Raw genomic sequence first — 25,386 nt, forward strand, 5'->3', positions numbered from 1 at the left:
CTTCCAGCCAACCGACCCTGACCAATCTTTTTCTCTAACACTTTTCAAAGCGGCGTGATTTCCCCCCCACCAGCTCACTCCCACGAAGCTAAAGATAACGCTCTCTGGTCAATTCAAATTGCATACAATTAGCGCAAAAATATAAAACATTTTAAGAGACTGATTTATAACAACTTAAACTAAACCCCCAACCCAAGATGTTGCAAAATTGTGATAAAAAAGTTGACCATCAAGTCAACAAAAGCCAATATTGACTCAACGGTCAATTAATCACAGTCGAGAACAGGAGGTCCCTTGATTAAGTTCTTACTCAACCAGGAAGTGCGTGAGGAAGACCAAGTCTCACCGAATATGACGGTGCTGAGTTACTTACGTACCCATGTAAAGAAAACAGGAACCAAGGAAGGTTGCGGTTCTGGTGACTGTGGTGCATGTACAGTAGTTCTCGGTGAGCTTGTTAACGGCAAGCTACAATATCGCTCGGTCAATTCATGCCTGACTTTCATATCCGCATTGCATGGCAAACAACTGATCACCGTTGAAGATCTCCAGTCGACAGACAATAAGCTTCATCCCGTCCAGCAAGCCGTTGTCGATTTTCACGGCTCGCAGTGTGGCTACTGCACCCCCGGTTTTATCATGTCGATGTTTGCCCTGGGCAAAAACAAGCCTAATGCCAACAAAGAAGAAATTTTTGAATCACTGGCAGGCAATCTTTGTCGCTGTACCGGCTATCGCCCTATCGTCGATGCCGCTATGTCACTGAGTACAGAAAAGCCCCTGCTGGATCAATTTGCTGAGCTTGAGCAGGCCACTGTCGCCAAGCTTAAACAACTCGAAGATCAGCCAGCCACGCTGACCTATGACGACCTCTACAGCTTCTCGCCAAGATCAACCGACGAGCTTGCGACTTTGCTGCTCACACATCCCGATGCCCGGCTGGTAGCCGGCGGTACCGACCTTTCGCTGGAAGTCACCCAGTTTCACCGCCCGATAGACAAGTTGATCAACCTCGGACTGGTTGAAGACATGAAGCACCTCCTTGAAACGGATACCCATATTGAAATCGGTGCCAACCTGCCAATCAGTGATTGCTATCAGGCACTAAGCAAGTACTACCCGGATTTTGGTGAGCTATTGCATCGCTTTGCCTCACTGCAAGTCCGAAACCAAGGCACGCTGGGCGGCAATATCGGCAACGCCTCCCCGATTGGCGATACCCCGCCACTTCTGATCGCACTTGATACCGAATTGGTGCTGCGCAAGAGCAACCAGAGACGCACAATCGCCCTGGAAGACTATTTCATTAGCTATAAGGTCACGGCACAGCAGCCATCCGAGTTCATCGAGAAGATCCTTATTCCCAAGCCGGCGAATAACACAGACGGTCACAAAGAGTTTCGCGCCTATAAGCTCTCCAAGCGTCTTGATGATGATATCTCGGCTGTTTGCGGGGCATTTAACATCGACGTTAAAAACGGCAAAGTCGCCGATGCCCGAATTGCCTTTGGTGGCATGGCGGCCACGCCGAAACGTGCCTCGAGCTGTGAAGAGGCGCTCATCGGCAAGGTATGGTCGATAGCCACGGTCAAAGCTGCCATGCAGGCACTAGAGCAAGACTTCGAGCCACTGAGTGACTTTAGGGCCAGCAAAGAATACCGGACCCTGACCGCTGCCAACATGCTGCACCGCTTCTTCATCGAGCAACAGAATACCAACAGTCAAATCGAAACAAGGGTGACCTCATATGTCTAATCACAATCATCCGGCGATGACCCACGAAGAAATGGTCGCCCGGGTCAAAAGGGATCTGAAAACTGGCGTCGGCAAAAGCGTGAAGCATGACAGTGCCAGCAAACAGGTTACGGGTGAAGCCGTCTACATCGATGACAGACTTGAGTTTCCGAACCAGCTTCATGTCTATGCCCGCCTGAGTACTCAGGCCCATGCCGTTATCACCAAGCTGGATGTTTCACCCTGCTACGAATTTGACGGTGTGGCAATCGCTATCACCAGCAAAGACATCCCGGGCCAGCTTGATATCGGCGCCATTTTACCCGGCGATCCCCTGCTTGCCGATGGCAAGGTGGAATACTATGGCCAACCGGTTATAGCTGTTGCTGCCAATGATCTGGAGACCGCCCGCAAGGCGGCTCAGGCGGCCATTATCGAGTACGAACCTTTGCCTGCCATTTTGGACGTCGAAGAGGCCCTTGCCAAAAAGCACTTTGTCACTGAAAGCCACCAGCAAAAGCGCGGCGACTCTGCAGCTGCCTTGAAAAAAGCTAAACATATTCTGGAGGGTGATATTCATATCGGCGGGCAGGAGCACTTCTATCTGGAAACACAGGTCAGCAGCGTCATGCCAACCGAAGACGGCGGTGTGATTGTCTATACCTCGACTCAGAACCCCACTGAAGTCCAGAAATTGGTTGGTGAAGTCCTTGGGGTGCCGATGCACAAAGTCGTTATTGATATGCGCCGGATGGGCGGCGGCTTTGGTGGCAAGGAAACACAAGCCGCAGCCCCAGCCTGCCTGTCTGCCGTTATCGCGACGCTAACAGGCCGCCCGACAAAGATGCGCCTGTATCGCAACGAAGATATGACCATGACAGGCAAGCGCCACCCGTTCTACAACCAATACAAGGTTGGGTTTGATGATGACGGTCGGATTCAGGGGATCGATATCACCGTTGCCGGTAACTGCGGTTACTCGCCGGATCTGTCCAGCTCCATCGTCGATCGCGCCATGTTCCACTCCGACAATGCCTATTACCTGGGCGATGCTACAGTCACCGGCCATCGCTGCAAAACCAACACCGCCTCAAATACCGCCTACCGCGGCTTCGGTGGCCCGCAAGGCATGATGACCATAGAACACATCATGGACGAGATTGCACGCTACCTGATAAAAGACCCGCTCGAGGTCCGCAAGCAGAACTATTACGGCCATGAAGAGCGCAATGTCACCCACTACTATCAGACAGTGGAGGACAACTTCATCCACGATATCACGGCCCAGCTTGAAGCCAGCAGCGATTATCATCAGCGCCGTAAAGACATCGCCGAGTACAACAAAACCAGCCCAATCCTCAAAAAAGGGCTGGCCATCACGCCGGTCAAATTCGGGATATCCTTCACCGCAACGTTTCTGAACCAGGCCGGTGCCCTAATCCACATCTATACCGACGGCAGTATCCACCTCAATCATGGTGGTACTGAAATGGGCCAGGGTCTCAATACCAAAGTGGCACAGATAGTGGCGCAGGAGTTTCAGGTCGATATCGACAAGATCCAGATCACCGCCACCAACACCGACAAAGTACCGAATACTTCGCCGACAGCCGCTTCGTCTGGCGCTGATCTGAACGGCAAGGCGGCACAAAATGCGGCTCAAACCATCAAGCAACGCCTGATTGATTTTGGTGCCGTTCACTTCAAAGTCGACAAGGAAGAGATTGTCTTCAAAAATGGCATTGTCCAGATCCGGGATAAATTCATGCCGTTTGAGGAGTTTGTCCAACTGGCCTACTTCAATCAGATTTCGCTTTCGAGTACCGGCTTCTATCGGACACCAAAAATTTACTACGACCATCAAAAAGCTCGAGGACGTCCCTTTTATTATTATGCGTATGGGGCATCATGTTCAGAGGTAGTCATCGACACTCTTACCGGCGAATACAAGATCTTACGAGCAGATATTCTTCATGACGTCGGCGCCTCCCTTAACCCGGCGATTGATATCGGACAAATCGAAGGCGGGTTCATTCAGGGAGTAGGATGGCTAACTACTGAAGAACTGGTCTGGAATGAACAAGGCCGCTTGATGACCAACGGTCCGGCTAGCTACAAGATCCCTGCAATAGCCGACATGCCAATCGACTTCCGCACACACCTGCTGGAAAACCGCAGTAATCCGGAAGATACCGTCTTCAATTCCAAAGCCGTGGGTGAGCCCCCTTTCATGCTGGGTATGTCCGTCTGGAGCGCGTTAAAAGATGCCATTGCCTCTGTTGCCGTCGATGGCGCGATCCCGAAACTCGATACCCCGGCGACGCCCGAGCGCGTGCTGTGGGCAGTTCAGGCGGTCCAACAACCGCAATATACAGAAGTAACCCAAGAAAACCCTGCAGAGGCCACAACGAACATCAAATAACAACAATCAAGATAACAACCGCCAAGGAGTATGACATGTATAACGATAACTGGATCCATGAACTGGCCAAACTCGATGAACAAGGTGAAGCCTGTGTCATGGTAACGGTACTGGCCGACAAGGGCTCTGTCCCGCGCGATGCCGGAACCAAAATGCTCGTTACCCGAAACACTATTGTGGCAACCATTGGCGGTGGTCATCTTGAGCACAAAGCAGTAAAAATGGCACGCGACATGCTTCTAATGGGAGACAGGCATACCAAAGTTGAACATTTCAACTTAGGCGCCCGCCTTGGTCAGTGCTGTGGGGGCATGGCAACGCTCAGTTTCGAGCCTATCGGCCACCAGCAAAACCACTTGGTGCTTTTCGGTGCCGGTCATGTTGCCAAAGCATTGCTCCATATTGTGGCAACCCTGCCCTTCCGTGTGACATGGATTGACCAGCGGGAGCACGAGTTCCCGGAAGAGTTACCAACCGGAGTGAAAAAACTGGTCTCCGATGATCCCGTGGCCGAGGTCAAAGATATGCCCGCCAACAGCTACTACTTGGTCATGACCCACAACCACCAGCTGGATTTTGATCTCGCCAAGGCAATTCTCAACAGAAATGATACCGCCTACTTCGGCATGATAGGGTCACTGACCAAAAGGAAAAAATTCGACTACCGATTAACAGAGCGCGGCTACAGTCAGGAAACGATCGAGCAAATGACCTGCCCGATCGGAATCAGTGCCGTAAAAGGAAAACACCCGGCAGAAATTGCTGTGTCGGTCGCTGGCGAGTTGATTGCCCATTATCAGGGAGTCCCCATGGAGCAAAAACGCCCGACAAGTACCACAGCAGCAGAACCGGCAACTCAGGCGAGCAATAACAGTGCCTGAGCGATAAAGGAATAGCACCATGACAACGGAAAAAATCGCGTATCGCGCATCCATCTTACACAGTATTGCCGACCCGAAAGATGTCGGCCTGGAAAAGAGCTATCAATATTTTGAAGATGGCATGATCGTGGTTGAAAACGGCCATATCGTGGATATCGGCGAGGCTGAACAGGTTCAGGCTCGCCACCCAAGTAACATAGAGACCGTGAAGTTTGAAAACAAGCTGCTCACCTCCGGGTTTATCGACACACATATTCACTACCCGCAAACAGGCATGATTGCCTCCTACGGCGAACAGCTACTCGACTGGCTGGAAAATTACACCTTTCCGGAAGAGCTCCGCTTTAAAAATCCTGTCTATGCCCAGAAAGTGGCCTCGTTGTTTTTGGATGAACTGGCCAGCAACGGAACAACAACCGCGCTGGTTTTCGGCACCGTTCATAAAGAATCGGTCTATGTGTTTTTTGAGGAAGCCGAAAAACGCAAGCTGCGGATGATTGCCGGCAAGGTACTGATGGACAGAAATGCACCCGAGTACCTCACTGATACGCCGGAATCCGGCTACCTGGATTCCAAGGAGCTTATCGAACGCTGGCATAACCGGGGGCGATTGTTATATGCCGTCACCCCGCGGTTTGCCCCAACCAGTACCGATGCCCAGCTCGAAACCGTTGGCAGGCTACTCAAAGAATACCCAAACGTATTTATGCACACGCACTTGTCGGAGAACAAAAAAGAGATTGAGTGGGTCATGGAGCTCTTCCCTGACAGAGACAACTACCTTGATGTCTACGATCATTTCGGCATGTTGCATGAGCGCTCGGTGTTTGCCCATGGTATCCACCTGTCAGACTGTGAATGCCAACGTTTGTCCGAAAGCGGCTCGGCAATCTCATTCTGCCCCACTTCCAACCTTTTCCTCGGCTCAGGGTTGCTCAACCTGCCGAAGCTGGAGAAGTTTAATATCAATGTCGGGATGGGAACTGATGTCGGTGCAGGTACCAGCTTTTCACTGCTACAGACCATGAGCGAAGCATACAAAATCATGCAGCTTCAGCAGGAGAAACTGCACCCGCTGAAATCGCTGTTTCTGGCCACGCTGGGTGGCGCCCGTGCACTGCGTCTTGAAGATAAAATCGGCAACCTCGAAGTTGGCAAAGAAGCGGATTTCGTAGTTCTCGATCTGCACGCTACCCAGTTGATGCGTTTTCGTATGAACCAGGCGAAGAATCTGGAAGAAAAACTGTTCGTCCTGATGAGCCTGGGAGATGACAGAACGGTTAGCCAAACCTATATCTACGGTGAAAAGGCCTACGATATCAACGGACAGCACTCTGACCAAAAAATAGCCGTGTAAGCCAATACCAGCACTAAACAAGGACTTTTCTGGCTGCCTGGCAGCCAGTCACACTAACCATGAGCACTGAATTTATGTCTGATAACAAGAATACACAAACTCGCGTCACGACCGTATTACAGCGCATGAGTGAAATGGTCAGCAAGGACGCCAGATATGCCGACATCTTTGCCGGCGAGCTAAACACCATGCTAGAGAAGATTAAACAACAAGACGGATTCGGTGAGCAGGCCGAATATGACCCGCGAGGAGACGGCCGCGAGGGTACGTTCAGCCTGGATTACGTTGCCGGTATTGACGATGACTGCCCTCATGGCATACCTACGACTCATGATTGTGAGCTTCGGATTCAGCACGGCGTCTGTGCCGGTTGCGGCCGCCAGACTGTTTATCCCAAGTAGAGTCACAGCTCCAGTAACAACACAGGAGCCTGCTCACTGAGCCGTCTCCTGTATTACGGTTAATCTATTTTATCCAAACAAACAATCTTATCTGGACGATAAAAGCACTTTGAGTAACAATTATAACTAATAAGCAGCCCTGTCTTTTATCCACATGCTATATATGATCTTAGCCCCCTATCTAGTTTGATTATGCGAAAAAAACAAATCAATAATCATCATATCCTCCTAACCAAACATACTCCCTCTAAAGCACCAAGCGTGTATATAAAATAAGACATCATGGTATGAGTTACCTTCTATGATAGATATACCAGTCATACGTAGTTGGATAATACTCAACATGAAAAAAATAATTATATGTTTTGATGGAACTGGAAATGAACCCAAAGATGCAGAACAGAAAATCTCATCAAATGGAAAACTAAAAGATAACAACATATCAAATGTCCTAAAATTACACTTACTATCTGGAGGAAATATTGAGAACACATCAAATCACTTTACTGATCAGGTTTCATTCTACTATTCTGGTGTAGGAACTAGGGGGAACTTCTTAAGGCGGTTAGTAAAAAAAGCAATTGCTTTAGATGCGCCACAAAAGATAATGAAGGAAGCTCAAAGAGACATAGAGAAAAAATATAGGAAGAATGATAGCTTATATATCTTTGGATTTAGCCGTGGAGCAGCAATCGCAAGAATGTTCGCTTCAAATCTTTATAAATATGGGTTGCAAGATACCGACGGTGAACTTGATTCTAATCCTAAAATTGAGATGCTTGGAGTTTGGGATACTGTCGCATCATTTGGTAAACTAAACATAATATCAAAGAATCGCCCTATTTCAGATGTTATTTTTGAGGATAACAGAATCTCTCCTGCAATTAGAAATGCTTACCACCTTGTTTCAATAGACGAGAACCGTTTAGCATTCAGGCCTACTCTCATGAATCATCAGGATAATATACAAGAGGTATGGTTCCCTGGTGTTCATAGCAATATAGGAGGAGGATATAAGCAAAGTGGTCTATCTGATATCACACTCGATTTTATGCTTAACGCCGGAAAAAATCACGATTTAGAGTTCTTGTCTGTTAAAGATATTCCTAATAATAACTTACAAGGGATAGACCAGCACGGTGACATGATAACAATTGATAGGGATGATATTTTATATAGCCCTAACAGTAAAGGAAAACTACATAAGCATAAAGAATTTTGGCGAAAAGGTATTAAGAAGTTCATCATGGCTCCAAGAGATGTTGTCGTTGTTAAAAATAACATCGTATCAAACCAACTTCCAATAGTTCACTATTCTGCAATTGAAAGAATGAACCACAAAAGGAAATATAAGCCATATTCATTATTAGATGAAGACTATCTAATTCTTGATGAACATGGAAATATACAATCAAAATAAACAACTCCAACTTTCATAGTTTGTAATGAGGTATAAAAATGAAAAAATGTGCCTTAGTCATTGGACATAAAAAACAGTCACCTGGAGCTCTCAACAAATCATCAGGAACAACAGAGTTTGCCTTTAACGAACAACTTGCATTAGATATTGAAGAGAGAGTAAGCGGAGTAAATGTACAACGTATATATAGACGTACCTATCGTACTTTACCTACGGATATTAATGAGCTCAACCCAGACTTTATTATCAGCTTACATTGTAATGCCTTTAATGAGTCAGTATCAGGAACAGAGGTACTCTACTACCATCGTTCAAAAAAAGGAAAACGAATAGCTAGCATTTTAAATGATCATTTAGTGGATGCTCTTGAACTAAATGACCGAGGAGTTAAACCTAAAACATCAGAGGATAGAGGAGGCTACCTACTTAAACATACAACCGCCCCCTGCCTTATTGCAGAACCATTTTTTATAGATAACAACAAAGATTTTCAGGTTGTAAATGACAAAAGAGAGGGGCTAATTACAGCCTATGTCAATGCTATTCAATCAATTTCAAAATCACTATAGTAATAAGCAAGTAATATATCTATAACCAATTACTACGCGTCTCCAAATATACAGAATGCTATGCCTATCATCCCTCTCTGCAGGGATGATAGCCCAATTGACAATCCAAAATACCATCTATAACAACGGTTCAGTCAGAGAACCATATTATGATTGCCATTCACCATATAGCCTTAATCACAGTGATAATGATTACAATTATCGTGCAATTTCTCCTATTCAACCAGTTATTCATCAATAAGCCACTTTTCCGCAATCTATCTCACACTGATATAAATCAGCGCCTATGCTTAAACTTGGCAAAAACAATATTTATATGTGCCACTTATGGAGGAAGTATTATGCAAGGCAAGACCCAAGTACTCAGTTACTTGAATCAGGTGCTTACCGTAGAGCTAACTTCGATTAACCAGTATTTTCTGCATGCGAGAATTTTCAGAAACTGGGGGCTGGATGAGCTGAACGAGAAAGAATATAAAAAATCAATCAAAGACATGAAGCAAGCTGACGATCTGATTGAACGTATTCTGTTCCTCGAAGGGCTTCCCAACCTGCAACACCTCGAGAAGTTACGGATAGGTGAAGACGCCGAAGAAATGCTTCAATGTGATCTTGCACTGGAGATGGAACAGTTGGCACTGCTGCGAGAAGCCATTGCTTTTTGTGAAACCGAGGCCGATTTCGTCAGCCGGGAGTTACTGGAAGACATCCTGGCCTATGAAGAAGAGTATGTCGACTGGATTGAAACTCAGCAGGAACTGATTCGTAACATTGGCATTGAAAATTATCTGCAATCTCAAATGTAGAAAATAGGTGACGCATATGAAAGGTAATAGCAAAATCATCGGCACGCTCAACGCATTATTGGCCGGAGAGCTCACCGCAATGGATCAATACTTTATCCATTCCCGCATGTATCAGGACTGGGGGCTGGAGAAGTTATATGAACGCATTGACCATGAATTTGACGATGAAAAAGGCCATGCATCCCGCCTTATTGAACGAATTCTATTTCTCGAAGGCACGCCGGATATGACCAAGCGTGAAGATCTCAAGATTGGCAAAGACGTACCCGAAATGCTTGAAAATGATCTGCTGCTGGAATATTCCGTCGACAAGGCGCTCAAAGAAGCAATCAAGGTCTGTGAAGAAGAGCAGGACTATCAGTCACGCGAAATCCTTGAGGTCATGCTAGCGGATACCGAAGAAGATCACGCCTACTGGCTTGAGAAGCAGCTGGGGCTGATTAAGAAAGTCGGCCTGCAAAACTACCTCCAGTCGCAAATGTAATTCCCAGATAAAGCGAGTACAACCGAGCGGTTACCCCCCTCGGTTGTATCACTCTTTCTTGAAGCCACAAAGTTGCTAGATAATTACTGATTATAGAGCTTGTTCATTCGCCTCTGAACTGTCCGACAATGCCTTGCAAAGTCATCGATAACTCAGATAACTCCTTACTCGATTCTACTGTTCTTGCCGCTTCAACTGCACTTTGTTCAGAGATCTTGTTGACATTAACAACATTTTTGTTGATTTCTTCAGTTGTTACACTTTGTTCTTCTGAAGCATTCGCGCTTTGAGTATTCATATCATTAATTTTGGCTATTGCCTCTGTGATCACATTAAACGCATCACCAGACTTACCTGCATCAACCACGCTGGCCTTCACAAAATCGCTGCTCTTTTCCATACTTGCCACCACATCATGCGTTCCTTGCTGCAGGCGCTCAATAAGTTCCTGGATCTCAGTCGTCGAATCTTGAGTTCGCTTGGCCAACCCGCGTACCTCATCAGCAACAACAGCAAATCCCCTCCCTTGCTCTCCCGCCCGAGCGGCCTCAATTGCTGCATTGAGGGCCAACAAGTTAGTTTGATCGGCGATACCACGGATGACATCGAGGATCCCGCCAATATTATCGGCTTCCTGTGCCAGCTCACCTAACCGGCTCGAAGTAAGACTTATTTCATCATCAAGCTTACTAATACTTTCAATTGTACCTTGTACAATCTCAATACCTGTTTGCGCCTCACTATGAGCATCATTGGCAAACTGCGCGGCCTTAACAGCATTCTGTGCGACTTCCTGTACAGAGATAGACATCTGGTTCATGGCAACAGCTACCTGATCCGTCATATGCTGCTGCTCTTGCGCTCCTCTACTGGTATTAGTGGTTATTGTAGTTAGATGCTCGGATGCATCCCCCAAACGCTTGCTAGCATCCGTTATATTACCAATAATCCCTTTAAGACTATCGGCTGTTGTCTGTATTGCGGATAGCAAAATACCAACTTCATTTTTACCTCCGCGCTTAACCCGAATAGTTAAGTCTCCCTTTGCCAATTGATTTGCCGCATCAACAGCCTCACCAATCGGGCGGGAAATACTATTAGAAATTACAATTCCACACCCAAATGACATAACAACAGTGATCAGTCCACCAGCAATAATAACCAAGGTTGCCAATGAAGAAGCATCTTCAGATGAAGCTTTGCGCTTACTCATTAGATCTGCTTCAATACGAACAACGGTAGCAACCTTTTCACGTAGGCCATCCATATAAGTTTTTCCCTGCTTCTGGGAAACAACATTATACAAGTCGTCGATCAGCTTAAACTGATTGACATTACGAACAAGAGCAATGGCTGCTTCAGCATAGTTATTCACCCACTCATTCACATTTCTGGACAACATAGTGTGTTTTATCGGAGGCAATAACCTAGCCAGATCCCGGCGTCCAGTATTGTAGGGCTCAAGAAACTCTTCCTTTCTGTTAAGCATGAAACCGCGCAGGCCTGTCTCCATATTGATCACTGCAGCAAGGATTTCATCACCTGTATATCCGAAATCACCATTAGCAATTTCTGCCCTCAATCCATCCATTTTTTGCTTGCCGATCCCGGAGGCAATTAAATCCTGTAGCTGGCGGTGATATTTCTCACCCTCCCGAATGTTTTCTCGAAGAGCAATAATTCCGTCAGCATATGCTTGCCAAGCTTTGGCATCTTTCGCTATAGCAGCAAAACGCTCTTGCTGAGATGGATTGTCACTGGTGAGCTCTACAACCGTTTTTAGGTGGTTTAAGAATTTGTTTTTGCCGGCTATATAGGGCTCCAGGTAATCATCCTGACCACCGATAGAAAAACCCCGCAGTCCTGTTTCCTGATCAACCATCGCATTGACCAAGCCATTACTATGCTCAATCACACGGTAAGTATGTTCCACCATCTTAGAGGTCGAGCTCATCGTCTGGATAGAATTCCAAACAATTGAAAAAAGTACCAATAAGACGATGATGGTGGCGCAGTTACCAAGAAGCAACTTATTCCGAATTGACATATTTGATAAATTCATAATATTTCCTAAACCCTAATCCTTGGACTTAGCAAGCAAGCGAAAAGGTAGCCAACGTATAGTAAAGAACATAGCAGCTACCTCCTCCTTAACAAACCTAAATGAGTTAGGCTTCAAACTCATTTTTAAGCTTGCCTGGCAGGTAAACTAAATAAACAACCAAAACACATATAATTAGTTATAGAAAAATTTTATTGTTTTACCAATGTTATTTTAATACGTAAAAACACTACTAATTAGTACGCCATAAGCCAGAATTTAATTTATATTAAATAATAAAAGGCTAGCACAACATTAGCATTAGGTTATATAGACCTTCATCACAAATTAGCTAACCCCTCTTATAATCGCTTTTATTCCTAAAAAATATCGAAGACATCTAATACCCCCTTCCATGCCACTGCTTTAATGATTATGAAACCTTATACCCACCATTACCACCACTTCTACCAACCCAGATTAAACCTTTAAAACATCAACTTACAACAAACCAAGTTAAGAAGGAGCAAAAGAAAAGCCTAACAGAAGCGATGAGATGATAATATCACCGTTAATTGTATAGCGATTCAGGCTGGTAATATTATCAAGTTACATGATCACCAGCACTATTGATAAGTGAGATTAATTATCTTTTAGTTTGTTTGATTAATTTAAATATCAATATATATATAAAACAATTGATAGCAATAGTTAAAATCACAGAAAGTCGCATATACAGCATTCTATTCCAAAAGTTGCAAATTCAGCCTTAATAAACCTACCATCACAGGTTTCAGCTACGTTATTTCCTATATAAAGCACATTACCGTCGGTTCTATCAGTTTTATCAACCAATAAATGACCACTAAAAATTATAAGAACACAATTCTTGCTTCAAGCAGCTTGCCCTATAAGTATGCAAAAACTATCCTCAACTTAGGGATATATGCCATCCGGTGATTTTCGTTGAAAAAGTTCTTCCGGCGAAAGAAGAGCTTACTATCGTACTTTTCGTCAGAACAAGGGCTGGTCATGGAACTGTTTTTTGTCCTTCTCATCCTGCTGGTCACCACTCGTATATTTGGCGAAATCGCCGAGCAACTTGGCCAGCCGAGCCTCGTCGGCGAACTTATCGCCGGCATAACGCTTGGTGCCTTGGCTGCACAGTTCCAAACAGAGCTCTTCCCCCAGCTCGACGAACTTGGCAGCAGCCCTGTTTTTAATACGATCACCGATCTGGGCATGTTTTTTATCATGCTTCTAGCCGGCATTGAGCTGCAACCCAGCCGACTCATTGAATACTCAAAGGATGCTCTAGCCGTTGCGGTGAGTGGCATGATACTGCCAATGGCCCTCGGTATCGGGCTGGGCTGGCTGTTTCTCCCATCATCAGATGCTTTTTTTGCCCAATGTGTCTTTCTCGGCACCGCACTTACCATCACGGCGGTACCCGCTACCGTGCGCATCTTGATGGATCTGGGTAAACTCAATTCAAGATCAGGACAGATCATCGTTTCGGCAGCCGTCTTCGATGATGTCCTGAGTTTGTTGTTACTGGCCTGGCTCACGGCACTGATCAGTGCCGATCCGCAAGCCAACAGTTTCGAGCTATTACCTCTTATTGCCAAAGTCGTTGCCTTTTTTGTCATTACTTTCATTGTCGGTGTTTTCGTTTTTCCGTTCGGTGGCCGTTTTATGGGGGCAATTAAGCAACGGGAGTTTAAGTTCAGTGCTCTTCTCATCGGTGCTATGGCCTTTTCTGTACTGGCGGAACTGCTCGACCTCCACTTTATTATTGGGGCTTTTATGGCTGGGTTGTTTTTTGATCGCCGGACCATCAGTGAGTCAGCATACATTGAAGTACGATACAAAACCTCTGCCATGACCTACGGGTTTCTGGCTCCCATTTTTTTTGCATCTGTTGGTCTCCACCTCGATTTATCCGCAGTCTTCACCGTACCGCTTTTCGTCGTCAGTCTGCTGCTTGCAGCCTTTTTCGGCAAATTTATCGCCGCAGGTGCAGCGGCCCACTGGATGGGGCTTTCATGGCAGGATTCTGCTGCTGTTGGCGTGGGAATGAGCGCACGGGGTGCGGTTGAGCTGGTTATCGCCGATATTGCCCTCAAAGCCGGTTTGTTTTCTAATCTCATCGTCAGTTCCCCCGTAGCAGAAAATATATACTCGGCCGTTGTGATCATGGCTGTAATAACGACATTAATGACACCGATACTGCTTAAATATATTTATTCACGTAATACATAACCTGCACCATAAACCAACAAACCGTAAATGCTTAGTTAAATAAACCGCGAACAATTTCACAATAAGGGCTCTTAAACCTACCATTACTTTTAAATCAGTCTATTCCATTACATACCTCCCCTAACACCCACATTGCAATAGTTAAACTAATACATAAAAGTCAGCCGAGAGATCAGACAACCTAAACAAACAGCACATTAAACAAGGCAAGAACACGAAGAGCAGATAAAAAATCACAAAAACAGCAAAACACCGAAACTTTAAAACAAATGACACATAAGAAATACTTCTCACAAACATAAAAATAAATAATGAATAGCTCGCTCTTTTTGCGACATAACGCCAATGTTTGACATTACCAGTAATGTTAATATCCCCCCGCAATTACAGTTTCTTACAAAGATTCGCATTCATTATCCATTAATAAAGAGATTTAGTTATGTGGAATAGACTTAATAAGTCAATGATGGTTTGCCAAATGATGTTTGGCCTATCATTTTACGGCGTGATGGTAATTCTGACTCGATTCTTCCTGGATGATCTCGGGTATAGTGAAGCTAATACCATGATGGTCGTCGGCGCCTTTTCTTCGATTGGTCCACTATTTGCCATCGCTGGCGGATTTATCGCTGATAAATTCCTAGGAGCATACCGCTCTCTGACTATCAGTTTCGGTGGGTTTGCAACAGGTTATACCTTACTGGTACTGGGTGCCTCGGCATCAAACGTTCAAATGAGTCTCGTCGGTATCGCACTCGCCAGCTACTCCAGGGGTCTGATGTCTCCTTCTTACCCAAGCCTATATAAACGTACCTTTGCAACAGAAGAAGATTTTGAAAATTGCTATCCGGTAAACTATTCAGTAAACAACATTGGCTCCTTCCTGGGTCAATACCTGTTCCCAATGGTTGTACTGGCTATCGGCTTCAATGGCAGCTTTATGCTATCAGCAGTTATAGCCTTCATCGCGTTTGCCACTCTGGTTATTTCTCACAAGCCTTTGGTTGGTGTCGGTGCCGAAATTGACCAAAAACCAGTTAGTCCTAAAAAGTGGGTAGCATTTGTTGGTATCTCGCTATGTATGATCGGCCTGGTATTCTTCATGTTCTCCAACATGGATATCGGTAAGAACATTGTTTACGTCATCGGCGCGGCGGCAATTGGCTACTTTATCTCACTGATGATCAAAGCTGATAAATCTGATGCTCTGAAGATGGGCACCATCCTTATCATTACCGTGCTAACAACAGCCTTCTTCGTCTACTATGGCCAGATAATGACTTCCATGACCATGGTAACTATCAATACTATGCGTGGTGACCTGTTTGGATTCATTCCTATTGCGCCAGAAGCATCCATGGCAATGAATCCACTATGGTGTATCGTTGGTGGCCCGCTAATCGCGATGACTTTCTCTTCCCTTGAGAAGCGCAACATCAACTTCTCGACAGCGACAAAGGTTGGTTTCGCGTTCATCCTGACTGCGATTGCATTCGGTATTCTGACAGCTGCAGTAATGGGCGTTGGTCCCGACGCAGTGATCCGCCCGGAAATCTTCCTGGCCGTTCACTTCTTCCAAGCACTGGCTGAAGTGATCGTAGGTAGTATGGTTGTTGCCTTCATCTTGTCGGTCGCACCAAAGCATATAGAGAACTTCTCTGTTAGCCTGTTCTCTGTGGCCATCGCACTAAGTGGTATTGTTGGTGCGGTATTCTCGACTTCAATTGCTCTTGAAAAAGGCCAGGAAATCACTCAGGAAATTATCCAGTCTGTTTACGGTGGCTATTTCAGCACACTGACTATTCTAGCTGCGGTTATGGTAGTGGTAGCATTGATGGCTTCTCGCATCATTCGCATCATGCTTAAGAGCAGCGAAACTGCAAATGAAGAGTTGGCGCCTGCACAAGCTGAAGGCTAAATTCTCAAGCTCAGCTTCTATCTAAAATGAGTTGCTTGCTCCAAAAGGCTTCCCTATGGAAGCCTTTTTATAAAAGAAAAGACAACATTAATGAAACTAATAAAACTTAAATATATTGATATTCTAAGTAAATAATCAGCCCATAAACTAACAAGCACCAAATACTCATTTAAAAAAGCAAACAGTTATTATCACAATAAGGGATTGTTAAACTTATAGTTGTTTATGCTAATTGCCTACCCATTTAGCATAAATTCTGAAACGCCTGTAATTTTGAATAGCTAAACTAATAGCAGAAAATCGATTACCTCATCAGACCACTTGATTTTTACAGCATAATTAATGCTTAAAATCCGTTCAAACAGGCTAAAAGTCGATATTTGAGCTAGATCAAAAAACTTCACACAAAAACCATCATAAGAAATACTATATTAATCCATTATAATAAATAATGTATATCTCGCAGGTTTTGAGACATAACGCCAATGTTTGATATTGTCAGTAATGTTAATATCCCTCCCGCAATTACAATTTCTTACAAAGATTCCCTTTAATTATCCATTAATAAAGAGATTTAGTTATGTGGAATAGACTTAATAAGTCAATGATGGTTTGCCAAATGATGTTTGGTCTATCATTTTACGGCGTGATGGTAATTTTGACCCGATTCTTCTTAGAAGATCTCGGGTATAGTGAAGCTGATACCATGATGGTAGTAGGTGCCTTCTCTTCGATTGGTCCTCTATTTGCCATTGCAGGCGGATTCATCGCCGACAGATTCCTTGGCGCATACCGCTCCCTAACTATCAGTTACGGCGGCTTTGCTACAGGTTATACCCTGCTGGTACTGGGTGCTTCTGCATCAAATGTTCCTATGAGCCTTGTCGGCATCGCGCTGGCCAGTTACTCCCGTGGCCTGATGTCTCCTTCCTACCCAAGCCTTTATAAGCGTACCTTTGCAACAGAAGAAGATTTTGAAAATGGCTATCCGGTAAACTACTCGGTAAACAACATTGGTGCCTTCCTGGGTCAGTACCTGTTCCCAATGTTTGTTCTTGCTATCGGCTTCAACGGAAGCTTTTCGCTGTCAGCGGCAATGGCCTTCATCGCATTTGCCATTCTGGTTGTTTCTCACAAGCCTTTGGTCGGTGTCGGCGCCGAGATTGACCAAAAACCAGTCAGCCCCAAAAACTGGGCCGCATTCATCGGTATCTCGCTATGTATGATTGGCTTGGTATTCTTCATGTTCTCAAACATGGATATCGGTAAGAACATTGTTTATGTAATCGGTGCGGCGGCAATCGGCTACTTTATCTCACTGATGATCAAAGCTGATAAATCTGATGCGCTAAAGATGGGTACAATCCTTATCATTACCGTACTGACAACAGCCTTCTTCGTTTACTACGGTCAGATGATGACTTCCATGACCATGGTAACTATCAACACTATGCGTGGTGACCTATTCGGATTCATTCCAATTGCACCAGAAGCATCAATGGCAATGAACCCACTATGGTGTATCGTTGGTGGCCCGCTAATCGCAATGACTTTCTCTTCACTTGAGAAGCGCAACATCAACTTCTCGACAGCGACAAAGGTTGGTTTCGCGTTCATCCTGACTGCGATTGCATTCGGTATCCTGACAGCAGCGGTAATGAGCGTCGGTGAAGATGTGGTTATTCGCCCAGAAGTCTTCCTGGCTATCCACTTCTTCCAGGCACTGGCTGAAGTTATCGTAGGTAGTATGGTTGTTGCCTTTATCCTGTCGGTTGCACCGAAGCACATCGAGAACTTCTCTGTAAGCCTGTTCTCTGTCGCCATCGCACTAAGCGGCATTGTCGGCGCGGTATTCTCTACCTCGATTGCCCTTGAGAAAGGCCAGGAAATCACCCAGGAAATCGTCCAGTCTGTTTACGGTGGCTACTTCAGCACACTAACCATGCTGGCTGTGGTTATGGTAGTTGTGGCACTGATGGCATCTCGCATCATTCGCATCATGCTTAAGAGCAGCGAAGCCGCAAAAGAAAGCATGGCTTCTGCACAAGCTGAAAGCTAAGTTCAGTTTGCTAGCTTGAATTGAGCACTCCTCTAATAAGGCTTCCGTACGGAGGCCTTTTTTCTATTTAGTCACTGCATTAATGACTGCCGCCTGATTTCACCCTGCCTCTTTCATATATCTCGCCTGTAGTGTTGTAACCGGCCTTTAACCGACCTCCCCCATGTTCTATGACAGCAAAAATATGCCTAACAATGCACATTTAATCCACAATATGGTCTGACATCATACAAATGGGAAAAATATCTCCAAAACATTAATTTGCCTATTGAATGTCATGTAACAAAACATTACATTTCACGCCCTTATTAATAAATATAATAACTATTATCATTAGCATTCAAAGGAAAGGCATGCCCAACACTACTCCATTTACACGTCGAGCACTATCAAGCGCCGTACTCTTAGGTACACTTTCTCTGCTTAACGGCTGCCTGGATCATGACTCAACGTCAACACCAGCCCAGAAACCATCGACAACTCCAACTCCAACTCCAACTCCAACTCCAACTCCAACTCCAGCGCCTGTCACGCCGCCTGCTACAACGGCAAAAGCCTTTACTTTCTCAGCCAAAGTCACCCATGACGAGGCCGCAGGCAGCACCTATACGCTCTCACAGCCTAGTTCCAAGTTGACAATTACCGGCACCGTAGATAATGACGGCCGAATTGACGCCACTATACCGGCAGGTACCGAGCTTGATCAGCCTTTGCAAGTCAGTGTTACATTATCTCTTGATACATTTAAGTATCTGAGTGAAAACCCTAGAAACAATTGCCAGCAACCAAAAGGCTTCACGCCTTGCCAAAACAAGCCTGCAATACAAAGCTGACGAAGGCATATCACCCCGTGTTCCTGAAATAACCTTACGTACCACCGCAGAATTTGCCCTCGCCGATGCAGATCTCAACGGGCTGCTTTCAGCTCAGGAAATCCAGCAAAAATACAGCGATAGCATACAGAGCGACTACGATGCCGAGGTGGAGGACCTGATGACAGCTGCGGAAGCTGCCCGCAAAAACCCCTCCAAGCTCTATTATAAAACTACCTATGAAATGATGGGCAAATTCCGGGCAGACAAACCGGCCAAGCATGCCTTCTTTGCAACCAATAGCGACATCATTCGGACCGCTCGCCAGTCGCTGTTCAACAAAGCCAGCACACCGAATGAAGAAGTGAGTGATTTCTTACGCCTGGACAGCACGGGCTGGCCTCTCATTGATCAGACTCTCGCCTATACCGAGCAGTCTTGGTCATGTGTGGATGACATCCGACGGGTATCTATCAAAAGCTATGGCACCCGATTGTGGAATACCAATGATCAGGTCACCACTAGCTCAACCCATTCCGGGCTCGGCAACCTTATTCAGACGGCAAACAGTTCTTCAGTGTGCAGCAAGTCATCCTGGCGCCTGCCAACAGTTACCGAACTGTCGGCACTGTTTTCCGGAACTGAAATTAAGTTTCCGAATACCTTTCCAACCCTGGACATCTCCACCCAATATTGGGCGACCAACGAGAACAACGAACAGGTACTTGTTAACTTTTCATCAGGTGCCGCAGTTACAACGCAGCCTATTGAAACAGATAGTGCCCGAGTGATGCTGCATAGCTTCGAACCTTATGATGTATGGTTCAACATCGACCCGGTTGACACGCCTGTTGATCTTACCGAGCTACGAAATACCTATTCGCAATCGCCGTCTGAATGGCCAGCACCTATCGTTGACGAAGGAATCGAGTGGGAAGAACTGGGTCTGCGTCCTGCCGTCCCATTTCCTGCTGATAACCCGTACTCAGAAGAAAAAGTTGCCTTAGGTAAGGCGTTATTCTTTGATACCAGCCTGTCAAAAGATGACACCATTTCGTGTGCCAGTTGTCACGATCCGGCCAAAGGCTGGGCTGACGGAATAAGAACGGCAATCGGCATTGACGGTCAAAAAGGACCAAGAAATACGCCGACAATCATCAATACAGCCTATTACGATACCTTGTTCCTGGACGGCCGTGTGGGTTCACTGGAAGAGCAATCTTTACACCCCATCTCTAACCCTATTGAGATGGGTCTTCCTCATGACGAACTGCTACTAAAACTGGATCAAAAAACGGAATACGCCGCAATGTTTAACGCGGCATTCGGGAATGAAACCATTACGCTGGATCGCATTGCCAAGGCCATCGCCACATTCGAACGTACCATCATCAGTAAAGAGAGCGCATTTGATCAGTTCCTGAAAGGCGATAGCAATGCCCTTACTGATCAGCAGCTACACGGCCTGCACCTCTACCGAACCAAGGCTCGCTGTATGAACTGCCATAGCGGCCCAATGATGACGAACAATAAGTTCGAAAATATCGGTCTGACATATTATGGCCGTAGCCTGGAAGATCGCGGGCGTTACAATGTGACTTACAAGGCTGAAGATATGGGGCGCTTCAGGATTCCGATACTTCGTGATATCAAGGCAACCGATCCGACGACTCACCTTGGCTTGTTCCAGCTGGCGATGACCTTCCCTTCCAGCGATCGCGTCTTTGGGTTATTAGCGATGTATAACAACGGCATGACACGAAACCGCAGCGGCAACTTCCCGCAATATGCAGCCAAATACGACCCGAACTTCCCGACGGTATCACCTCAGATCGAACGTCTCGCGATGACCTCGGCAGAGCTCAAGGCACTTGACGCCTTTATGTCTGCTATCTCTGCCGATATCCGTCCTGACAGCGCCAGCCCTGAAGAAATGGGGATTACCCCTGCTAGCCACTAAGAAGAGATGCATACTGATAGCCTCACCTTGAGGTAGCTGATAACACTATCCCCCGATAGCTAGGATCTTATATTCCTAGCTATCGTTTTTTGTCCCACGAGTACTTATCCTAGTCTATTATTCTGACCTGACCTTCTTAACAACACGTCTACCAAATTTACGTCTCCTTCATGATGACGGTTCCGATTCCTTATCCTACACTTTGTCTTGTAAGGATTATTAGCCACTAACGTAAATTTATCTTGCAGTGATCACTCAGGCAGGAGGACAGTTATGAGCTTAGCTCGATTGCTTTCTCTCGTATTGAAGCGTAAGCGTGCTGAAGATAAACATGCAAAGCTGAAATCTCGATTGAACTATGCCATGTCTCAGAACAACTATTCTGAGAAGCAACATCAACACCGTAACAACGACTAGCCTACCAACTTGCCTGGACAGCTTATTATAAAACGATCGCATCCTGCGCTTGTTAGCTAGAAAGGCAAGTTCACTACATACTGTATGATATCTATTACTTAAGACGAGCAGCAGACTGAATATATCTATGCTTAAATTAGCTGTAGTAGTGACCTGTCGGACGGTGTAAATGGAAATCGGGCTAAGAGCTATAGGCAGATCCAGGTGGTGGTGGCCTATTCGTGTTGTACTTGCTGGTGGACTGTTAGTTCTTCCCCCCTTGGCTGGTGCCTATTGGGCAGGAAAACCACTGGCCCCTTACCTGAACTTATTACCCTCGACACTCTATGTAGAACAACCGCCGTTTTCATGGCCCGTCTTTCTCATGCTGAGTGCCTTTATTCTTGTGTGTACTTTGCCCTTCTTATATCGCTATTACTCTGTCCCCAAAGTTGCGGTCTATAAGCCCCCTTCACGTTTCAGGTATCCCTGGTGGGGATGGATGGGATTAGTGTTGCTCCTCGTCAGCTGGACAATGGCCATGGCGCATAATGACACTCCCCAGGGATTACAGCGTTATACCTTCACGCCTATTTGGCTGGGGTATATCCTGGTTATTAATGCGCTGAGCGTTAAGCGAGTCGGATCCTGTCTGATGATCGAACGCCCCAAGATGTTTCTGCTGCTATTTATTGTCAGCTCGGCATTCTGGTGGTTCTTTGAATACCTCAACCACTTTGTCCATAACTGGTACTATCTAGGACCACCTATTTCCCCGCTGACACGGGTAGTGACTGCCAGCCTGGCTTTTTCTACAGTACTGCCTGCTGTTTTGAGTACCGTTTACTGGATAGCAACGTTTAAGCAATTTCACCATGCCTACACAGATTACTGGACATTTAAGGTGCCGCATCCAAGAGCCGTGGCCCTGTTGGCCTTATCCATATCTACCCTCTCACTGTTCGCGCTGGGAGCCTGGCCTGATTCTACCTATCCCCTGATCTGGGTATCACCGCTCATTGTATTGATATCCTTACAGGCCCTGACCGGGCAGCAAACGATTTTTTCTGTTCTGCAGCATGGTGACTGGCGGCCGTTTTGTCTACCGGCACTGGCCGGCCTACAATGTGGATTTTTCTGGGAGCTTTGGAATTATGGCGGTATGACTCCCTGGAAGTACAACATACCTTTCGTTGATCGCTTCCACCTGTTCGAGATGCCCCTGCTTGGCTATGCGGGTTACCTGCCTTTCGGGCTCGAGTGTATTCTGATCGCATCTTTTCTTGGGCTTACCGTCCACAACGGACCGCAAGCCCAACGGTGATGGATGTCAGGAGCTCACAGCGACAGCAGCCGGAGACGAAACCACCTTCAGCGACAGAGTCAGTGAGAAAGTGGCTACTGGCTCATTCCCGTCGCGCGTCGGGCATGTGACGGTAACGGAGACGGGTTCATTTATCCGCTTCCCGGTTTGGTGGCTCCTTTCTAGCATCTCGCTGATCATCTTCCCCTGATAACAGCTAAAGACCACATCATCTTCGGGCCGACGTAAAAACTCTCCCTGAACAGATTTAAAAGCCAGCGACACATCCAGCCCTGAATGGTTAGCCATATCCATCGCCAACAAGCCTGCAGCCACATCAGCCCCAATGGCCAATGCTCCAAAGTACATGCTCTCAAGATGGTTTTTTGTCTTGTCATTGAGCGGGATCTTCAGTGACAGGTGTTCATCGCTTATCTCCAGGATTTCCGGAGTACAATAATCAATTAGCTTAACTTTCTGTTTGCTAAAACTTTTCAACATCTCATTTGCCTGATCGACTCTGCTATCCATTGCCTTCTCTCTTTTCCATCAACTCATTAGACCAGTTAAGTTCGTTGTATCGAAAAAGTCAAACTTCGATTTAAAAATACAAAAAATCCCCGACAACGTGTTGTCGGGGAGCACTAAAAATATGCAAGGAGATTTAACGGACAAACATGTGAAGTGAATCCACTTCCTAATATTGCAGAAGCACCGGGCGCTACTGGATCAACGCTCCTTGCTCGACCCAGTCACCAATAAGCGCACGCTCTTCATCGGTCATTTGAGTGAGGTTGCCAAGCGGCATTACCCGAGTCTGTACTGTCTGCGCCACGATACGTGGTGCATTGACTTTTATCTCCTCCGGAGTATCCAACATCACCCCGGCAGGCGCAGTTTTGAATGCCGCATGGGTAGGGTTGGCGGAATGACAAACCGAGCAACGTTTCTGAATTACTAAGTTAACCTCTTCAAAACGAATGTAGTTTGCTTGTGCCTGAGCCACTTCCTTGTCCTCAACACTCACTGGTGCCGATGCAACAGGCGCTGCCGACATTTTTGCTGCGTAAGGTGAGGTTACAAATGCCAGAGTAATCATACCCAAAGCCGCGGCTGGCACTGTCCAGGCATATTTCTGGCCGTCGTGACGCGTATTGAAGTAATGGCGAACAAGAATACTGAAGACAGCGAGGCCAGCCAGGATCAACCAGTTATATTCTGAGCCATAAGTGCTCGGGAAATGATTGCTGATCATAATGAACAATACAGGCAGTGTCAGATAGTTATTATGACGCGAGCGTAGCAGGCCTTTTGCCGGTAACTCGGAATCCGGCTCCCGGTTCTCTTCTACCGCTTTTACCAGTCCGCGCTGCGCTGGCATGATGACGCGAAAGACATTGCCGACCATGATAGTGCCGATAATCGCACCGACATGAATATAAGCACCGCGGCCACTGAATACCTGGCTCAGCCCGTAAGCCGCCCCAACCAACCCGAGGAATAGTACTGCTCCAAGCAGCATCGGGGTCTGGCCCAGCTTCGAATTACAAAGGAAATCATAAATAAACCAGCCAGCCGCCAGCGCTGCAATCCCTAGCGCGATAGCTGTGGAAGGTTCTAGCCCCGAGCCCGGTGCAATCAGATAGATTTCCGCATTGAGGTAATACACCACTGCCAGCAGGCAGATACCTGAAATCCAGGTAAAGTATGCTTCCCACTTAAACCAGTGCAGCTTCTCAGGCATTGTGGGCGGAGCAAGTTTGTACTTCTCCAGGTGGTAGATCCCACCGCCGTGAATTGCCCATAGATCACCAGTTAGCCCTGTTTTGGGATTAACGCGGTTAAGGTTATTTTCAAGCCAAACAAAATAAAATGAAGCACCTATCCATGCTATACCCACAATCATGTGAATCCAGCGAATCGCCAGGTTCAACCATTCTGTCATATGTGGATCCATAACTAACTCCTGTCATGTTCAGCGCCCTGATCGCCCTTGGCTTATCAGAGTGCTTCGGTTAACGCCGCCTGCTCCAAACTGTCCAAAGCCAGATCCACCTGAACATCATCGGTGAAATACACTTCATCACAGTTGTTGCCCTCACCCGCCCTATCAACGATCAGGAACTGATCCTGATCGCTGAGTGCCAAAACCGGGTGGTGCCAGACACCTTTATGGTAATTCACCCCCTGTTTACCGTTGCTGAGAAAGGCTCTCAGAGCATTGGGATCAGGTTTATCACCTTTGGGGGCAACAAGGATCAGGTATTGATTGCCCAGAAGCGGAATAAAGGCCTGAGAACCCAGCGGATGACGCTCCATCATCTTTACCGTCAACGGATATTGCAGTGGTGTTGCCTGGAAGATGCTGATAATCGGCTTGCCGCCTTCATCAGCAACATCCACTTCGGCCAGACTGTGATAACGGCGAGTCGAACCGTTATTAATCATAAAATAATCACTCGCACCCTTATCGATCACATCACCGAATGACTGAAATGCTTCCTTTGTCAGTGGCTCAATGGTCAACTGCCTTACCGTGGTCGCTGGTTGCATTATTCTCT

Annotated in this window: 20 protein-coding genes; 16 read left to right on the forward strand and 4 right to left on the reverse strand. The window is 46.2% G+C overall.

The window, feature by feature from the left end:
* Window positions 1-294 precede the first annotated feature (294 nt).
* The 9 genes from xdhA (at window position 295) to bfr (BIT28_RS18345) (ending at window position 10,074) form a co-directional block, all read left to right on the forward strand.
* Window positions 295-1,755 carry a xanthine dehydrogenase small subunit gene (gene xdhA / locus BIT28_RS18305; RefSeq protein ID WP_075766385.1) on the forward strand — a complete coding sequence of 487 codons (1,461 nt, stop codon included), beginning with the start codon at window positions 295-297 and terminating at the stop codon, window positions 1,753-1,755.
* Complete coding sequence (xdhB, locus tag BIT28_RS18310; RefSeq protein WP_075766387.1) at window positions 1,748-4,156, forward strand: xanthine dehydrogenase molybdopterin binding subunit; 2,409 nt, start codon at window positions 1,748-1,750, stop codon at window positions 4,154-4,156. The genes xdhA and xdhB overlap by 8 nt, the downstream gene beginning before the upstream one ends.
* A gap of 35 nt (window positions 4,157-4,191) precedes the next feature.
* Window positions 4,192-5,037 (forward strand): xanthine dehydrogenase accessory protein XdhC, encoded by an 846-nt coding sequence (xdhC, locus tag BIT28_RS18315; protein ID WP_075766389.1) that lies wholly within the window; start codon window positions 4,192-4,194, stop codon window positions 5,035-5,037.
* Window positions 5,038-5,056: 19 nt separating this feature from the next.
* The gene (guaD, locus tag BIT28_RS18320) at window positions 5,057-6,394 is read left to right on the forward strand and encodes a guanine deaminase (protein WP_075766390.1); all 1,338 of its coding nucleotides are present in this window, start codon (window positions 5,057-5,059) and stop codon (window positions 6,392-6,394) included.
* Between the two features lie 74 nt (window positions 6,395-6,468).
* Window positions 6,469-6,795, forward strand: coding sequence for a hypothetical protein (locus tag BIT28_RS18325; RefSeq protein WP_075766573.1), 327 nt, complete (start codon window positions 6,469-6,471; stop codon window positions 6,793-6,795).
* 343 nt (window positions 6,796-7,138) lie between these two features.
* Window positions 7,139-8,215 carry a phospholipase effector Tle1 domain-containing protein gene (locus BIT28_RS18330; protein ID WP_175577562.1) on the forward strand — a complete coding sequence of 359 codons (1,077 nt, stop codon included), beginning with the start codon at window positions 7,139-7,141 and terminating at the stop codon, window positions 8,213-8,215.
* A gap of 38 nt (window positions 8,216-8,253) precedes the next feature.
* Window positions 8,254-8,784 carry an N-acetylmuramoyl-L-alanine amidase gene (locus BIT28_RS18335; RefSeq protein ID WP_075766392.1) on the forward strand — a complete coding sequence of 177 codons (531 nt, stop codon included), beginning with the start codon at window positions 8,254-8,256 and terminating at the stop codon, window positions 8,782-8,784.
* Between the two features lie 341 nt (window positions 8,785-9,125).
* The gene (gene bfr / locus BIT28_RS18340) at window positions 9,126-9,590 is read left to right on the forward strand and encodes a bacterioferritin (RefSeq protein WP_075766393.1); all 465 of its coding nucleotides are present in this window, start codon (window positions 9,126-9,128) and stop codon (window positions 9,588-9,590) included.
* A gap of 16 nt (window positions 9,591-9,606) precedes the next feature.
* Complete coding sequence (gene bfr / locus BIT28_RS18345) at window positions 9,607-10,074, forward strand: bacterioferritin (RefSeq protein ID WP_075766394.1); 468 nt, start codon at window positions 9,607-9,609, stop codon at window positions 10,072-10,074.
* 103 nt (window positions 10,075-10,177) lie between these two features.
* On the opposite strand, the gene BIT28_RS18350 is transcribed toward bfr (BIT28_RS18345), so the two are convergent.
* Window positions 10,178-12,136, reverse strand: coding sequence for a CHASE3 domain-containing protein (locus BIT28_RS18350; protein WP_075766395.1), 1,959 nt, complete (start codon window positions 12,134-12,136; stop codon window positions 10,178-10,180).
* Window positions 12,137-13,147: 1,011 nt separating this feature from the next.
* Here BIT28_RS18350 and BIT28_RS18355 point away from each other — a divergent pair.
* From BIT28_RS18355 to BIT28_RS18375, 7 genes are all read left to right on the forward strand, one after another.
* Complete coding sequence (locus BIT28_RS18355) at window positions 13,148-14,377, forward strand: cation:proton antiporter (protein WP_075766396.1); 1,230 nt, start codon at window positions 13,148-13,150, stop codon at window positions 14,375-14,377.
* 439 nt (window positions 14,378-14,816) lie between these two features.
* Window positions 14,817-16,295: a peptide MFS transporter gene (locus BIT28_RS18360; RefSeq protein WP_075766397.1), complete on the forward strand. Its 1,479-nt coding sequence runs from the start codon at window positions 14,817-14,819 to the stop codon at window positions 16,293-16,295.
* Window positions 16,296-16,875: 580 nt separating this feature from the next.
* Window positions 16,876-18,354 (forward strand): peptide MFS transporter, encoded by a 1,479-nt coding sequence (locus BIT28_RS18365; RefSeq protein WP_075766398.1) that lies wholly within the window; start codon window positions 16,876-16,878, stop codon window positions 18,352-18,354.
* A 353-nt stretch (window positions 18,355-18,707) separates the two neighbouring features.
* On the forward strand, window positions 18,708-19,187 hold the full coding sequence (locus BIT28_RS29630) for a hypothetical protein (protein ID WP_083651944.1): 480 nt from the start codon (window positions 18,708-18,710) through the stop codon (window positions 19,185-19,187).
* Window positions 19,111-21,126, forward strand: coding sequence for a cytochrome-c peroxidase (locus BIT28_RS18370; protein WP_075766399.1), 2,016 nt, complete (start codon window positions 19,111-19,113; stop codon window positions 21,124-21,126). The genes BIT28_RS29630 and BIT28_RS18370 overlap by 77 nt, the downstream gene beginning before the upstream one ends.
* Before the next feature lie 273 nt (window positions 21,127-21,399).
* Window positions 21,400-21,543, forward strand: a complete 144-nt coding sequence (locus tag BIT28_RS29635) for a hypothetical protein (RefSeq protein WP_175577563.1) — start codon at window positions 21,400-21,402, stop codon at window positions 21,541-21,543.
* 169 nt (window positions 21,544-21,712) lie between these two features.
* Window positions 21,713-22,846 carry a hypothetical protein gene (locus BIT28_RS18375; RefSeq protein WP_139310491.1) on the forward strand — a complete coding sequence of 378 codons (1,134 nt, stop codon included), beginning with the start codon at window positions 21,713-21,715 and terminating at the stop codon, window positions 22,844-22,846.
* A gap of 6 nt (window positions 22,847-22,852) precedes the next feature.
* Here the strand turns inward: BIT28_RS18375 and BIT28_RS18380 are convergent, their stop codons facing one another.
* The 3 genes from BIT28_RS18380 to BIT28_RS18390 form a co-directional block, all read right to left on the reverse strand.
* Complete coding sequence (locus tag BIT28_RS18380) at window positions 22,853-23,356, reverse strand: PaaI family thioesterase (protein WP_075766401.1); 504 nt, start codon at window positions 23,354-23,356, stop codon at window positions 22,853-22,855.
* Window positions 23,357-23,546: 190 nt separating this feature from the next.
* A complete protein-coding gene (locus BIT28_RS18385; RefSeq protein WP_075766402.1) occupies window positions 23,547-24,782 on the reverse strand; it encodes a urate hydroxylase PuuD in 1,236 nt (411 codons plus the stop codon).
* 44 nt (window positions 24,783-24,826) lie between these two features.
* Entirely contained in the window at window positions 24,827-25,378 is a 552-nt protein-coding gene (locus BIT28_RS18390) for an ureidoglycolate lyase (protein ID WP_075766403.1), read from the reverse strand.
* Window positions 25,379-25,386: the final 8 nt, after the last annotated feature.

The sequence above is a fragment of the Photobacterium proteolyticum genome (genome assembly GCF_001939735.1).
GTDB classification, from domain to species: Bacteria; Pseudomonadota; Gammaproteobacteria; order Enterobacterales; family Vibrionaceae; genus Photobacterium; species Photobacterium proteolyticum.

Excerpts from the sequence above, each read along its gene's own strand:
- bfr (WP_075766393.1), top strand. The coding sequence starts at position 9,126 with ATGCAAGGCAAGACCCAAGTACTCAGTTACTTGAATCAGGTGCTTACC.
- BIT28_RS18385 (WP_075766402.1), bottom strand. The coding sequence starts at position 24,782 with ATGGATCCACATATGACAGAATGGTTGAACCTGGCGATTCGCTGGATT.
- guaD (WP_075766390.1), top strand. The coding sequence starts at position 5,057 with ATGACAACGGAAAAAATCGCGTATCGCGCATCCATCTTACACAGTATT.
- BIT28_RS18375 (WP_139310491.1), top strand. The coding sequence starts at position 21,713 with ATGGAAATCGGGCTAAGAGCTATAGGCAGATCCAGGTGGTGGTGGCCT.
- BIT28_RS18360 (WP_075766397.1), top strand. The coding sequence starts at position 14,817 with ATGTGGAATAGACTTAATAAGTCAATGATGGTTTGCCAAATGATGTTT.
- bfr (WP_075766394.1), top strand. The coding sequence starts at position 9,607 with ATGAAAGGTAATAGCAAAATCATCGGCACGCTCAACGCATTATTGGCC.
- BIT28_RS18380 (WP_075766401.1), bottom strand. The coding sequence starts at position 23,356 with ATGGATAGCAGAGTCGATCAGGCAAATGAGATGTTGAAAAGTTTTAGC.
- xdhB (WP_075766387.1), top strand. The coding sequence starts at position 1,748 with ATGTCTAATCACAATCATCCGGCGATGACCCACGAAGAAATGGTCGCC.
- BIT28_RS29630 (WP_083651944.1), top strand. The coding sequence starts at position 18,708 with ATGCCCAACACTACTCCATTTACACGTCGAGCACTATCAAGCGCCGTA.
- BIT28_RS18355 (WP_075766396.1), top strand. The coding sequence starts at position 13,148 with ATGGAACTGTTTTTTGTCCTTCTCATCCTGCTGGTCACCACTCGTATA.
- xdhC (WP_075766389.1), top strand. The coding sequence starts at position 4,192 with ATGTATAACGATAACTGGATCCATGAACTGGCCAAACTCGATGAACAA.
- BIT28_RS29635 (WP_175577563.1), top strand. The coding sequence starts at position 21,400 with ATGAGCTTAGCTCGATTGCTTTCTCTCGTATTGAAGCGTAAGCGTGCT.
- BIT28_RS18335 (WP_075766392.1), top strand. The coding sequence starts at position 8,254 with ATGAAAAAATGTGCCTTAGTCATTGGACATAAAAAACAGTCACCTGGA.
- BIT28_RS18390 (WP_075766403.1), bottom strand. The coding sequence starts at position 25,378 with ATGCAACCAGCGACCACGGTAAGGCAGTTGACCATTGAGCCACTGACA.
- BIT28_RS18330 (WP_175577562.1), top strand. The coding sequence starts at position 7,139 with ATGAAAAAAATAATTATATGTTTTGATGGAACTGGAAATGAACCCAAA.
- BIT28_RS18350 (WP_075766395.1), bottom strand. The coding sequence starts at position 12,136 with ATGAATTTATCAAATATGTCAATTCGGAATAAGTTGCTTCTTGGTAAC.
- BIT28_RS18365 (WP_075766398.1), top strand. The coding sequence starts at position 16,876 with ATGTGGAATAGACTTAATAAGTCAATGATGGTTTGCCAAATGATGTTT.
- BIT28_RS18325 (WP_075766573.1), top strand. The coding sequence starts at position 6,469 with ATGTCTGATAACAAGAATACACAAACTCGCGTCACGACCGTATTACAG.